The organism is Stenotrophomonas sp. FW305-3-2-15-E-LB1, from assembly GCF_058787375.1.
In genome coordinates this window covers 63803-77351 of the sequence record NZ_JBYSZR010000012.1, presented here as the reverse complement: position 1 = coordinate 77351, position 13549 = coordinate 63803, and the positions used below count along the sequence as shown (strand labels likewise).

12 protein-coding genes are annotated in these 13549 nt (G+C 66.2%); all 12 read left to right on the top strand.

The window, feature by feature from the left end:
• Nucleotides 1-61: 61 nt before the first annotated feature.
• The 12 genes from AC3WL7_RS11070 (at nucleotide 62) to AC3WL7_RS11015 (ending at nucleotide 13512) form a co-directional block, all read left to right on the top strand.
• Nucleotides 62-1165, top strand: coding sequence for an aldose epimerase family protein (locus AC3WL7_RS11070; protein ID WP_216822060.1), 1104 nt, complete (start codon nucleotides 62-64; stop codon nucleotides 1163-1165).
• Between the two features lie 122 nt (nucleotides 1166-1287).
• The gene (locus AC3WL7_RS11065; protein WP_313140600.1) at nucleotides 1288-2436 is read left to right on the top strand and encodes a cellulase family glycosylhydrolase; all 1149 of its coding nucleotides are present in this window, start codon (nucleotides 1288-1290) and stop codon (nucleotides 2434-2436) included.
• 73 nt (nucleotides 2437-2509) lie between these two features.
• On the top strand, nucleotides 2510-5266 hold the full coding sequence (locus AC3WL7_RS11060) for a TonB-dependent receptor (RefSeq protein WP_492750281.1): 2757 nt from the start codon (nucleotides 2510-2512) through the stop codon (nucleotides 5264-5266).
• Nucleotides 5267-5365: 99 nt separating this feature from the next.
• The gene (locus tag AC3WL7_RS11055) at nucleotides 5366-6082 is read left to right on the top strand and encodes a FadR/GntR family transcriptional regulator (RefSeq protein WP_492750280.1); all 717 of its coding nucleotides are present in this window, start codon (nucleotides 5366-5368) and stop codon (nucleotides 6080-6082) included.
• A gap of 25 nt (nucleotides 6083-6107) precedes the next feature.
• Nucleotides 6108-6728 carry a 2-dehydro-3-deoxy-6-phosphogalactonate aldolase gene (locus AC3WL7_RS11050; protein WP_254051543.1) on the top strand — a complete coding sequence of 207 codons (621 nt, stop codon included), beginning with the start codon at nucleotides 6108-6110 and terminating at the stop codon, nucleotides 6726-6728.
• Nucleotides 6725-7873, top strand: coding sequence for a galactonate dehydratase (gene dgoD / locus AC3WL7_RS11045; protein WP_108760093.1), 1149 nt, complete (start codon nucleotides 6725-6727; stop codon nucleotides 7871-7873). The genes AC3WL7_RS11050 and dgoD overlap by 4 nt, the downstream gene beginning before the upstream one ends.
• Before the next feature lie 5 nt (nucleotides 7874-7878).
• The gene (locus AC3WL7_RS11040; RefSeq protein WP_492750279.1) at nucleotides 7879-8664 is read left to right on the top strand and encodes an SDR family NAD(P)-dependent oxidoreductase; all 786 of its coding nucleotides are present in this window, start codon (nucleotides 7879-7881) and stop codon (nucleotides 8662-8664) included.
• Nucleotides 8661-9563: an SMP-30/gluconolactonase/LRE family protein gene (locus AC3WL7_RS11035; RefSeq protein ID WP_492750278.1), complete on the top strand. Its 903-nt coding sequence runs from the start codon at nucleotides 8661-8663 to the stop codon at nucleotides 9561-9563. Before AC3WL7_RS11040 ends, AC3WL7_RS11035 begins: the two co-directional genes overlap by 4 nt.
• 26 nt (nucleotides 9564-9589) lie before the next feature.
• Entirely contained in the window at nucleotides 9590-11149 is a 1560-nt protein-coding gene (locus AC3WL7_RS11030) for a sodium/sugar symporter (protein WP_481562157.1), read from the top strand.
• 5 nt (nucleotides 11150-11154) lie between these two features.
• Entirely contained in the window at nucleotides 11155-12240 is a 1086-nt protein-coding gene (locus AC3WL7_RS11025; protein WP_492750277.1) for a sialidase family protein, read from the top strand.
• 63 nt (nucleotides 12241-12303) lie between these two features.
• Nucleotides 12304-12891 (top strand): TetR/AcrR family transcriptional regulator, encoded by a 588-nt coding sequence (locus tag AC3WL7_RS11020; RefSeq protein WP_079221150.1) that lies wholly within the window; start codon nucleotides 12304-12306, stop codon nucleotides 12889-12891.
• A 30-nt stretch (nucleotides 12892-12921) separates the two neighbouring features.
• A complete protein-coding gene (locus tag AC3WL7_RS11015; protein ID WP_492750276.1) occupies nucleotides 12922-13512 on the top strand; it encodes an HD domain-containing protein in 591 nt (196 codons plus the stop codon).
• Nucleotides 13513-13549 lie beyond the last annotated feature (37 nt).

The following is a 13549-nucleotide window of genomic DNA, read 5'->3' as shown; positions in this document are numbered from 1 at the left end:
TTGAGAGGGGTCTGGGGCAATGCTTGCTGGCAAGGGAAAGACGGCGGGACTGATCGGGGCGATGGCACTGGCGGCTGCATCAGCCGCACACGGACAGGCGCGCACGGTGCTGGGCACCACGGCGGATGGCACCCGGGTCGAGTCGATCCAGTTGCGCGACGGCAGCGGCATGCAGGCCACCGTATTGACCCTGGGCGCAGCACTGCATTCGCTGCAGGTGCCGGACCGCGATGGCGCGTACGCCGATGTGCTGCTCGCTGATGGCACGCTGCAGGCCACCCTGGACAAGCCACAGTATTTCGGCGCGACGGTCGGTCGCTTCGCCAACCGCATCGCCGCAGGTCGCTTCAGCCTGGATGGCCACACCTACCAGGTGCCGACCAATGACGGCCCCAACAGCCTGCACGGCGGCAGCCGTGGCTTCGACAAGGTGGTCTGGGATGTGGTCGAGGCCAAGGCCGACCACGTGACGCTGCGCCACGTCAGCGCCGATGGGGAACAGGGATTCCCCGGCACGCTCACCGTCACCGCGACCTACACGCTGCAGGGCAATGGCCGCCTGCTGGTCGAGTACCGCGCGACCACCGACGCGCCGACCATCGTCAACCTGAGCAACCACGCCTACTGGAACCTGTCAGGCGAAGGCTCGGGTACGGCCATGGAGCACGAGCTGACCATTCCGGCCAGCGCCTACACGCCTGTGGATGCCACCCTGATTCCCACCGGTGTGCTGCAGCCCGTGGAAGGCACGGCGTTTGATTTCCGCACGGCCAAGCCCATCGGGCGCGACCTGCGCCGTGGCGATGAGCCGCAGCTGCTGCACGGCCACGGCTATGACCACAACTGGGTGATCAGCCGCAGCCCCAGCAAAGAGCTTCGTGAGGTTGCCCGCGTCCACGACCCCCGTTCGGGCCGGGTGATGACCCTGTTGTCGACGCAGCCGGGCCTGCAGTTCTACTCCGGCAACTTCCTTGATGGCAGCACCGTGGGCAAGAGCGGTTCGGTCTACCGCCAGGGTGATGCCATTGCGCTGGAACCGCAACTGTTCCCGGACACGCCGAACCAGCCTGCGTTCGGCTCGGCACGGCTGGACCCTGGCCAGACCTATCTGAACCGCATCGTCTACCAGTTCTCGACCGACCGCGACGCCCCCGCGCGCCGCTGAGTCACGCCTCCGTCGCGGCGGCCAGGCACCCGCGGCCGCCGCGACCCGACGACATCGCACCACGCCCCGCCCTTCCGGCACCTGCCGGGAGCGGGCAGCTCATGACCAAGGAGATGCATCCCATGCGAAAGTGGCTTTCCCCCTTGCTGGCAACCCTGCTCGCCGTCGCGCCGATGGCACATGCGAGCGACACCGCACGCTGGACCCCGGCGCAGGCCGACGCGTGGTATGCAAAGCAGCAGTGGCTGGTCGGTTCGAACTACGCAACGTCCAACGCGATCAACCAGCTGGAGATGTTCCAGCCCGAGACCTTCGACCCGGTGGCGATCGACCGCGAGCTGGGCTGGGCACACGAGCAGTTCGGCATGAACACCATGCGCGTGTACCTGCATGACCTGCTGTGGAAGCAGGACCCGCAGGGCCTGATCAAGCGCATCGACACGTTCCTGGCGATCGCGCAGAAGCACGGCATCCGCCCGATGTTCGTGCTGTTCGACAGCTGCTGGGATCCGGACCCGGTGCTCGGCCCCCAGCACCGCCCCATTCCGGGCGTGCACAACTCGGGCTGGGTGCAGAGCCCCAGCCGCCATGCCCTGGTGGACCCGGCCAATGACGCCCACTTCCGCAGCTATGTGGAAGGCGTCGTGGGCGCCTTCGCCGATGACAAGCGCGTGCTGGCCTGGGATCTGTGGAACGAACCGGACAACCCGGGCGGCGGCAACTACATGGACAAGCAGCTGGAGGGCGAACAGGCCCGCATTGCCGAGCTGCTGCCGAAGATCTTCGAATGGGCGCGGAGCAGGAAGCCGACCCAGCCGCTGACCAGCGGCGTGTGGATCGGTGATGACTGGTCGCCGGGCGCCGCTTCGCTGACCTCGATCCAGCGCACCCAGCTGGAACAGTCCGATGTGATCACCTTCCACAACTACGAGCAGCCCGAAGCCTTCAAGGCACGTGTCGCGCAGCTGCGCAAACATGGCCGCCCGCTCATCTGCACCGAGTGGCTGGCCCGCGGTGCCGGTTCCAATGTCGACACCATCCTGCCGATCGCCCGCCGCGAAAACATCGGCATGATCAACTGGGGCTTCGTGGATGGCGCCATCCAGACCCGCTTCCCGTGGGACAGCTGGCAGCGCCCGTACACGATGGAAGAACCCACCGTCTGGTTCCACGACCTGTTGAAGGCCGATGGAACGCCTTACCGCGCCCGTGAGGCAGAGCTGTTCCGCAGCCTGGCCAAGACCCCGCGCAACGCCGTGCCCGCCCTCTGAATCTTCCGCTGCGCCGGCACTGGCCGGCGCAGCTCCCACCTGCGCTTGTTTTCCGGAATCCGGAGCTACCGCCATGACCGTTTCTTCTTCCCGCACCTTGCTCTCCCTTGCCATCCTGTCCGCACTGGCCCTGCCCGGCCTTGCCCAGGCCCAGGACACCAGCACCGCCGGACCGGCCTCACCTACGGCCCAGCAGCCGACCGCCACCGATCTTGATACCGTGACGGTGACCGCGCTGCGCCAGAGCCTGCAGACCGCGCAGACGCTCAAGCAGGAAGCGGCCATGGTGGTCGATTCAATCGTTGCCGAAGACATCGGCAAGCTGCCGGACAACAGCGTTGCCGATGCACTGCAGCGCGTGACCGGCGTGCAGGTCGCGCAGGGCAACCAGGGCGAGACCACCGGGGTCGTCATCCGTGGCCTGCCCAATGTGGTGAGCACGCTCAACGGGCGCGAGATCTTCAGCAGCTCGGGGCGCGGCTATGCGTTCCAGAACCTGCCGGCCACCGCAATCAAGACCCTCAGTGTCTACAAGAGCAGCGAAGCCAGCCTGCCGCTGGGCGGCATCGCCGGCCTGGTCGATATCCAACTGCGCAGGCCGCTGGATTTCGACGGTGCCGAGATTGCCGGCACGGTCACCGGCACGCACAGCAAGTACGGCGGCGACATCGACCCGTCGGCCAGCCTGCTGCTGAGCAACCGCTGGGATACCGACGCCGGACAGTTCGGTGCCATGGTCAACTTCGGCTATGTCGGCAAGCACTATGTCTACGATGCGGTGTGGGGTGACTTCCCCAAGGTGCTGAACAACGACGACGGCACACCGATGCGCACCGACGCTGGCAACCTGGTGGCGGCGCCGAATGGCTGGGGTACCAATTACAGCCAGGGCGACCGCAAGCGCAGCGCCGTCAACTACGCGCTGCAGTGGAAGCCGAACGAGCGCACCGAGGTCTATGTCGAAGGCCTGTACGACTTCGTGCGCGATGACTATGACCAGGCATTCCTGTTCAGTTTCCCGGTGGGCGCGGTACAGCCGACCCGCCTGCAGGTGGGCGACAACTGCTATGCCAACCGCCTTGACGGCCCCCTGGCCGGGCAGACCATCTGCGATGCCACCAGTGGCGAATGGACCGGCGACACCTATGCCGCCAGCAGCACCCAGGCCCATCGGCAGCGTGGCCAGGACATCCAGAACGCGCTTGGATTCAAGTGGCGCGGGGATCAGCTGGAGCTGTCCACGGAGGTGTCGCGGACCTCGGGCTACTACCGCGATGAGAACTTCATCATCGACACCTTCATGAACGGCCCGATCACCACGATCTGGGACGGCACGACAGGCAAGCACCAGAACTGGCATCTGGCCGGCAACCCGGCCAGCGACTCCTCGCGCTACTACCTCAATGGGCTCTTCCAGACGTGGGGCGAGTCGCGTGGCGAGGAGAACAGCTGGCGCGGTGATGGCCGCTTCGAATTCCTCGATGGCCCGATCGCCGCCATCCAGTTCGGCCTGCGCTATGCGGACCGCAATGCAAGCGCGAAGGGCAGCGTCGAGATCAGCACCCCGCCCCCGGGCGGTCCCGGCACCGGCAACATCACCGCTTCGCCGAACCCGGCCAACCAGGTCGACGCCCTGCTTGCATCCGGCGCGATCCCGGGCGGCACGTTCTTCTGCAGCAAGCGCGGCAACTCGGCCCTGAACCAGCCGTTCCTGACGCCCTGCTATGACTATCTGATCGGCAACGCCGATGCGCTGCGCAACTACTACGGGCTGGCCGACGGCCTGGCCGCAGAGAATCCGGGGCGCTTCTTCGACATCCAGGAACGCAAGTCGGCCGGCTACCTGCAGGCCAAGTACGATTTCAACCTGGGCAACCTGCGGGTGGATGGCATGGTCGGCGTCCGCGCCGAGCAGATCAAGCGCGAGCTCAATGCCTACTCGTTCGATGCCGCCAGCGGCGTCTACAGCGCCATCAGCCGCAACACCGAAGATACCCAGGCGCTGCCCAATGCCAGCTTGAACCTGCACTTCAACGAGGCCTGGCAGCTGCGCCTGGTCGCGGCCAAGACCATGAGCTACCCGGACTTCGGCGCGCTGAATCCTTCGATCTCGCTGAACCCGGGCACGCTCAACCGTGCCGGCGTGGCCAGCAGCGGCAACCCGGACCTGAGCCCGATCAAGTCGACCAACTACGACGCCTCACTGGAGTGGTACTTCTCACCCGTGGGCTACGTCAGCACCGGCGTCTTCTACCGCGACATCAACGGCTACATCCAGAACTACATCACCAACGTCGACATCGCCGGGGAAACCTACGAGCTGTCCTCGCCGCAGAGCGCCGGCAGCGGCCACCTGCAGGGCGTGGAATTCGCCTACCAGCAGACCTTCGACTTCCTGCCCGGGGCCTGGAGCGGCCTGGGTGCGCAGTTCAATTACACCTACATCGAAGGTGACACCAAGTCGCCGGAATTCATCGGCGGCCCGATCACCACACGCCCGCTGCAGAACGTTTCCAAGAACAACTACAACGCGGTGCTGTTCTACGAGAACTTCGGCATGTCGGCGCGCCTGGCGTATGGCTACCGCAGCCGTTACATCGATTTCTTCACCCAGCCCACCGTGGCCGGCACCGAAGACCAGGTCGAGGCTGCCAGCTCGCTGGACTTCTCGATCAGCTACGACGCCACCCCGCGCACCACCGTGGTGTTTTCCGCCACCAACCTGCTGGGCAACAACCTGCACCAGTACTGGGGCAACGGCAACACCCGCCCGCGTGACATCCGCTACCAGGACAAGACCGTGGGCATCGGCTTCCGGTTCAAGCTCTGAAGGAAGACTGCATGAACACCCCCCACACCCTGCTGCATCCCTTTTGTCGGATAATAGGAGTGGCCGCGGCCTGCGGCGCACCGAGCCAGAGGGGCACCCGTGAAACGGATCGAGGTACGCAATCTCTACGACCAGGTCGCCCAGGAGATCGGGCAACGGATCATCAGCGGCGTACTTCAGCCGGGCGAATTCCTGCCCAAGGAAGAACTTCTGGCGCAGACATTGTCCGTGAGCCGTTCCGCGCTGCGCGAGGGCTTGAAGGTACTGGGCTCGAAAGGGTTGATCGAAACACGCCAGAAGACCGGGTCACGGGTACGCGAGCCGCGGCACTGGAAGCAGCTGGACAGCGACATCCTGGCGTGGCGCTGCGCGTTGATGCCCACCCAGGATTTCGTCAACAAGCTGGTGGAGATGCGCGAAGTGATCGAGCCGGCGGCAGCGGCGCTGGCAGCCCAGCGACGCTCGCCCGCGCAGCTGGCCAGGATCGGCGAGGCGTACCAGGCGATGGCCGATGCGACCGACCAGGACGCATGGGCCAAGGCCGACCTGGCGTTCCACGAGAGCGTGCTCGATGCCACCAGCAACGAGCTGCTGGGCTCGTTGTTCTCGGTCATCGACGCGGCGCTGGGCACCTTCTTCCTGCTCTCGGCGCAGACGGCCAAGGACTTCAAGTACTCCCTGCCCCGGCATTTCGACGTGTACGACGCCATCAGGCTGAAGCAGCCCGATGTGGCGCGCGCCGCCATGCTGGACATGATTGCCGACTCCAAGGCCAACCTGAAGGGTGGCCGGCGCAGGCGCGCACCCGTTCGATAGAGGACTTCCGATGAGTACCGCGTGGATGCAACCCCTTCCCCTGGTTGCGATCCTGCGCGGGCTCACCCCGCAGGAAGCACCCGCGATCGGTGCGGCCCTGGCCGATGCCGGCTTCCATCTGCTGGAAGTGCCGCTCAATTCACCGCAGCCACTGCACAGCATCGAACTGCTGGCCCGGCAGCTGGGTGACCGTTGCCTGGTCGGCGCTGGCACGGTGCTGACCACCGGCCAGGTACAGGACGTCGCCAATGCGGGCGGCCGCCTGCTGGTGATGCCCCATGCCGATGTCGAGGTGATCGCTTCGGCACATGCGCTGGGCATGCGCTGCACGCCCGGCGTTGCCACCCCGACCGAGGCCTTCGCTGCGCTGCGCGCTGGCGCCGACGCACTCAAGCTGTTCCCTGCCGAGCAGTTGCCGCCCCCCGTATTGAAGGCCTGGTCAAGCGTATTGCCGGCGGGCACCGCACTGCTGCCCGTGGGCGGCATCACCCCTGAGCGCATGGCCGCCTATCGCAGCGCCGGCGCCGCCGGCTTCGGCATCGGCTCGGCGCTGTATGCCCCGGGTACCCCGGCGGCCGAAGTCGCACGCCGCGCACGCGCCTTCATCGACGCCTGGCACCAGGCGAACACGGACTCCCACGCATGAAAATCACCGCCATCACCACCTTCCTCGTGCCGCCGCGCTGGTGCTTTGTGCGCATCGACACCGACACGGGCATCAGCGGCTGGGGCGAGCCCATCGTCGAAGGGCGCGCACATACCGTTGCCGCCGCTGTGGAAGAGCTTTCCGATTACCTGATCGGCAAGGACCCGCGCCACATCGAGGACCACTGGAACGTCCTCTACCGCGGCGGCTTCTATCGCGGCGGCCCGATCCTGATGAGTGCGCTGGCCGGCATCGACCAGGCGCTGTGGGACATCCACGGCAAGGCACTGGGCGTACCGGTGCATACCCTGCTGGGCGGCCCCGTCCGCGAGCGCATCCGGGTCTATTCGTGGATCGGCGGTGACCGCCCCGCAGACACGGCGCGTGCGGCTGCCGAAGCCGTGGCCCGGGGCTTCACTGCGGTCAAGATGAACGCCACCGAGGAGGTGCAGTTCGTCGATTCGCATGCCAAGGTCACCCGCGTGCTGGAGAACGTGCAGGCCGTGCGCGATGCGGTCGGCAACGATGTCGGCCTGGCCGTGGACTTCCATGGGCGCGTGCACAAGCCGATGGCCAAGGTGCTGATGCGCGAACTGGCCCCGTTCAACCTGATGTTCATCGAAGAACCGGTGCTTTCCGAACACCTGGAAGCCATTCCGGAACTGGCCGCGCTTTCGCCGGCACCGATCGCCCTGGGCGAACGCCTGTACTCGCGCTTCGACTTCAAGCGCGTGCTGCAGACCGGTGGCGTGGACATTCTGCAGCCGGATCCTTCGCACTCGGGCGGCATCACCGAAACGCGCAAGATCGCAGCCATGGCCGAAGCCTACGACGTGGCCCTCGCCCTGCACTGCCCGTTGGGGCCGATCGCCCTGGCCGCCAACCTGCAGCTGGATGCGGTCTGCTACAACGCCTTCATCCAGGAACAGAGCCTGGGCATCCACTACAACGCCAGCAACGACCTGCTCGACTACCTGGTTGACCGTACGCCCTTCCAGTACCAGGATGGCTTCGTCAGCATCCCCGATGGCCCCGGGCTGGGCATCGAGATCAACCAGGCCTACGTGGACGAGCGTGCCGCCGAAGGCCATCGTTGGCGCAACCCCATCTGGCGCCATGCCGATGGCAGCGTGGCCGAGTGGTGAGCGGCATGAGCATCCCCCTCCCTCCGCAGCCCACCATGGCCACCTATCCCAGCCTGGACGGCCGCAGTGTGCTGGTGACCGGCGGTGCCACCGGCATCGGCGCAGCCTTCGTCGAGCACTTTGCCCGGCAGGGTGCCAGGGTCGCCTTCCTCGACATCGACGATGCCAGCGGCCATGCACTGGTCCAGGCACTGGCCGATGTGCGCCACGTGCCGATCTACCTGCATGCCGATGTCACCGCGCTTGCGTCCTTCCAGGCCGCCATCGCCGAGGCCCGCCGGCAGATCGGCCCCATATCGGTGCTGGTCAACAACGCGGCCAACGACGCCCGCCACAGCCTTGCCGACACGCAGGCCGAAGACTTCGAGCGCAGCATCGCGGTCAACCTGCGCCACCAGTACTTCGCCATCCAGGCCGTCGCAGCGGACATGCGCGCACTCGGCGGCGGCTCGATCATCTGCCTGGGTTCCACCGGCTGGATGATCAAGAACAGCGGCTACCCGATGTACGCCATGGCCAAGTCGGCCGTGCACGGCTTGGTCAACGGCCTGGCGCGGGAACTGGGCCAGGACCGCATCCGCATCAACGCGCTGGTGCCGGGCTGGGTGATCACCGAAAAACAGCAGCGGCTGTGGCTGGATGAGGAAGGCGAGGCACAGCTGCGCCGCGCGCAGTGCCTGCCCGGTTACCTGCGTGCGGATGACCTTGCCCGTGCAGCGCTGTTTCTTGCGGCCGACGACAGCCGCATGTGTACGGGGCAGGATTTCATCGTGGATGGAGGCTGGGTGTGAATGCGGCCCTGACTCCTGCGGTGGCGTCCGCCAATACGCTCGGCGAAGGCGTCGTGTGGTGCGAACGCGAACAGGCGGTGTACTGGACCGACATCGTCCAGTCCCGGCTGTGGCGCTACCATCCAGCTACCGCAGCGGTGGACCAGTGGGCGATGCCCGAACGCCTGGCATCGGTGGCCTTGTGCGAGGCGGAGGGCTGGCTCCTGCTGGCGCTGGCAACGCGGCTGGCATTCTTCCATCCCGGGCGCAACGAACTGCGCGAACTGCACCGGCTGGACGAAGTCGCACAGACCCGCGCCAACGACGGCGCCTGCGACCGCCAAGGCCGCTTCGTGTTCGGCATGCTGCACGAACCAGCTGTCGGCCTGAAGCAGGCCGTGGCGCCGTTCTACCGGCTGCACGCCGATCTGCGGCTGGAGCGCCTTGCCCTGCCAGCGGTTGCGATCTCCAACAGCGTGGCCTTCAGCCCGCGCGGTGACACCCTGTACTTCTGCGATTCGCAGCAGAAGCTGCTGTGGTGCTGCCGCTATGGCGACACGCTCGGCCCGGTGCAGGTGTTTGCCGACCTGCGTGATGAGCCCGGCGAGCCGGACGGCAGCGCGGTCGATGCAGAGGGCGGCCTGTGGAATGCACGCTGGGGCGCATCACGGATCGTCCGTTATTTGCCTGATGGCCGCAAGGACTGCGTCATCCATGTGCCGGCCAGCCAGCCGACCCGGCCCGCCTTCGGCGGCAGCGACCTGCGGACGTTGTTCGTCACCAGCGCGCTGGACGGGCTGGACCCGGCCCAGCATTTCCGCGAGCCGCTGGCCGGCCATCTGTTCGCCATCGATGCCGGCATCGCCGGCCTTCCCGAGCCCCGGTTCGCCGGCAACCCCGACCACCTGCCGCCCCGCTGACAGCGCGGACCACCCGCGGAGATTCCATGAGCCTTTCCACCCTCGATATCTGCATCGTCCTGGCTTACCTGGCCGGCATCTTCATCCTTGCGCAGTGGGTGTCGCGCGAGAAGGCCGGGCAACAGAAATCGGCCCAGGACTACTTCCTGGCCAGCCGCAGCCTGCCCTGGTGGGCGATCGGTGCCTCGCTGATCGCAGCCAACATTTCGGCAGAACAGATCATCGGCATGTCCGGCTCCGGCTACGCCATCGGCCTGGCCATCGCCTCGTATGAGTGGATGGCGGCGCTGACCCTGCTGATCGTGGGCAAGTGGTTCCTGCCGATCTTCCTGCGCAATGGCATCACCACCATGCCGCAGTTCCTGGAGGAACGGTACGGCAACCGCATCCGCACGCTGATGGCGGTGTTCTGGCTGGGGCTGTACGTATTCGTCAACCTGACGTCGATCCTCTGGCTGGGCTCGATCGCCATTGCCGGCGTAGCCGGCCTGGACCAGAACGTGGCGCTGGTGCTGCTGGGCGCATTCGCGCTGCTGTACCAGCTGTACGGTGGCCTGAAGGCGGTTGCACTGACCGACATCGTGCAGGTCTGCCTGCTGGTGCTGGGCGGCCTGCTGGTAACGTTCATCACGCTGGGCAAGATCGGCGACGGCAGTGTCAGCGATGGCTTCATGCAGCTGTGGCAGGCGCACCCGGAACGGTTCGAGATGATCCTGAGCAAGGACAACCCGTTCTACAAGGATCTCCCCGGCCTGTCGGTGCTGCTGGGCGGCATGTGGATCGCCAACCTGAGCTACTGGGGCTTCAACCAGTACATCATCCAGCGGGCGCTGGCCGCGAAGAATCTGCAGGAAGCGCAGAAGGGGGTGGTGTTCGCAGCCTTCCTCAAGCTGCTGCTGCCGGCCATCGTGGTGGTGCCGGGCATTGCCGCGGTGATGCTGGCGCCCAACCTGGAACGCCCTGATGCCGCCTACCCGACCATGCTGGGGCTGCTGCCCAGTGGCATTCTCGGCCTGGTGTTCGCCGCCCTGATCGCCGCCATCGTCGCTTCGCTGGCGTCCAAGATCAATTCGGTGGCCACCATCTTCACCCTGGATTTCTACGCCAAGCGCGCACCGGACGCACCGCAGGCCAAACTGGTCCGGGTCGGCCGGCTGGCGGCCACCGTTTCGATCATCGTGGCCCTGCTGACCGCACGGCCGCTGCTGGGCAGCTTCGACCAGGGCTTCCAGTACATCCAGGAGTTCACCGGCTTCTTCACTCCGGGCATCGTGGTGATCTTCCTGCTGGGCCTGTTCTGGAAGCGCGCCAATGAAGCCGGCGCGCTGGCGGCAGCCATCGGTTCGTTCGTGCTGTCGCTGGCGTTCAAGCTGCTGTGGCCGCTGCTGCCCTTCATGGACCGCATGGGCGTGGTGTTCCTGGCCACGCTGCTGCTGGGCGTCGGCGTGGCGCTGGCCACCCGTGCACGCGGTGATCGTGACCGCATCCGTACCGATGATGTGGGCTTCGCGACCGCGCCTTCGTTCAACGTTGCCTCGTTGGCCGTGGTGGCCATCCTTGTCGCGCTGTACGCAACCTACTGGTGACCAACATGCGCCTGATGAAAATGCCCCCGATGGACGCTCTGGCCCGCCCGCTGCGACGCAGCGGCCTGGCACTGGGCTTCGCTGCGCTGCTTGTCGCCGCCCAGCCTGCCACTGCAACCACCGTGGAGTGGGGAGACACGGTGACGGTTGACGCTGCCAATGCCGGTTGGGGCCGTCTGGCCCGGCTGCCCGACGGGCGCTGGCTGGCAGTAACCACTCACTATCCCAAGGGCCGCCCGACCACGCTGCAGCTGCTGGTCAGTGATGACAACGCACGCACATGGGCGCCCCTGTCGAGCGTGTCCGAGCCCGGGCGGCTGCTCGACAACGGCGAACTGCGCGTCATGCCCGATGGCCGGGTGCTGCTGGCCATGCGCTCACTGATCGACCGCCGCTCGTACCGTCTCAACCTGTATGCCAGCGATGACCAGGGCCGGCAGTGGCATTTCCTCAGCACCATTACCGCCAATGAAACGCCGCGCGGGCGCAAGGACCGCGGTGTGTGGGAACCCGTGCTGACGCCGCTGCAGGATGGCAGCCTGTCGGTGGTCTATGCCGATGAAACCCGCGCCGACGAAAAACCCTCCTACAACCAGGTGGTGTCGCAGCGCATATCCCGCGACGGTGGCCGCACCTGGTCTGCAGCGGCGACCATTGCCGAACAGCCTGGCGGAGGCCGCCTGCGGCCCGGCATGCCGGTCATCTCGGCTCGCCCGGGCGGCGGCTACCTGATGGTGCTGGAAACCTGCGGCGACGATCCTCAATGCCCGGTGTCTTACAAAACGTCAGCGGACGGCCGCACGTGGCCGGTCGGCCTGGGCACGCCCCTCGCCGATCAGAAGTGCGGCCCGCATGTCATGAATACCGCCAGCGGCGCAATGTTCGTGACCTCCTGCCTCAACGAGGTCAGCGCAAGCGAGGACGCCGGCACTACGTGGAAGACGATCCGCCCGCCCGCATGGCCACTCGGCTTCCGTCACTCCTGGCCCGCCGTTGTTGAGATCGGCCCACAGGAGATCGGCGTGGTCAATGTGGTGGAGGGGGCTGTGCAGATCCGGTTCGGCACCTACCTCCCATCGAGTGAGCGCTGAACGGGCACGTTGCGCCAAAGCCTACCAACTGGTAGATTGATACTTTGGACCTTCAGGTGCCTCATGGATACCGAGCTCTCGCCGAAAGCTGCCGAGATCGTCGCCTACACCCGTATTCTGCTCGAGTCTGGCGGCTACAACAGTTTCAGCTATGCAGACATCGCAGCGCAGGTAAACATCAGCAAGGCCAGCATTCACCACCACTTCCCCACCAAGGTCGATCTGGTCCGGGAGGTCGTGGCGCGCTACCGCGCCGAAGCCCGTGCCGGCCTGGCGCTGCTGGAAGGCCAACTGGACAACCCGCTGGGCGAGCTGACCGCCTATTCGGATTACTGGTCCAGCTGCATCCTGGGCGGCACGTCCTCGTTCTGCATCGGCGCAATGCTGGCCGCCGAGCTGCCCACGCTGCCGCCCGAAGTCGCGGCCGAGGTGCGCGGGCATTTCGATGACCTGAGCCAGTGGCTCACCTCGACGATGACGCGGGGCCTCTCCCGGGGCCAGCTGCAGCTGCATGCGACGCCACAGGTGGAAGCCCGCACCTTCATGGCCGCGGTACATGGTGCGATGCTCGCCGCGCGTGGCCTGGGCGAACCGGCGGCGTTCGAGTCCCTGGTCCGGGTGTCGCTTGATCGCCTGGCCCCGGCCGCCTGATCCCCTTCGACCCCACGGGAAGCGTGCTCCATGGCGACGACACTTCAGAAACAGGTAGCCTTCCTTCGCGAGATCGACCAGCTGAAGAGCGTGGTTCGCCAGTCTCCCCTGCTCGACCGCAGCCGGCGTGAAAACTCGGCCGAACATTCCTGGCACTTGGCGATGTACGCACTTGTGCTGGTTGAGCACGCCGCGGAAGCGGTCGATGTGCAACGCGTGCTGACCATGCTTCTGCTGCACGACATCGTCGAGATCGACGTGGGTGACATGCCGATCCATGGCGGCACCAGTGCCGCCCATCAGGCGCAGCTGGAGGCCGTTGCCGCCCAGCGGCTTTTCGGCATGCTGCCGCAGCCACAGGGCGAGGACATGTTGGCGCTGTGGCATGAATTTGAAAGCGCGCGCAGCGCCGACGCCAGGTTTGCAAAGGCGCTGGATCGCTTCCAACCCCTGCTGGCGAACATATTCGCCGGCGGCGGGACTTGGACGGAGAATGGCGTCTCCATGGAACAAGTGCTCGAGCGCTATGGTCCGGTCATCCGCGAAGGCGCGCCGAGCCTGTGGGCACTCTGCGAACAGTGGGTCATCGAGCACTTCCAAGGCCACCCGGCGCCCCGCTGAAGCCCAGGAAATGAACAGAAGGCAACCCGGCGCGGTG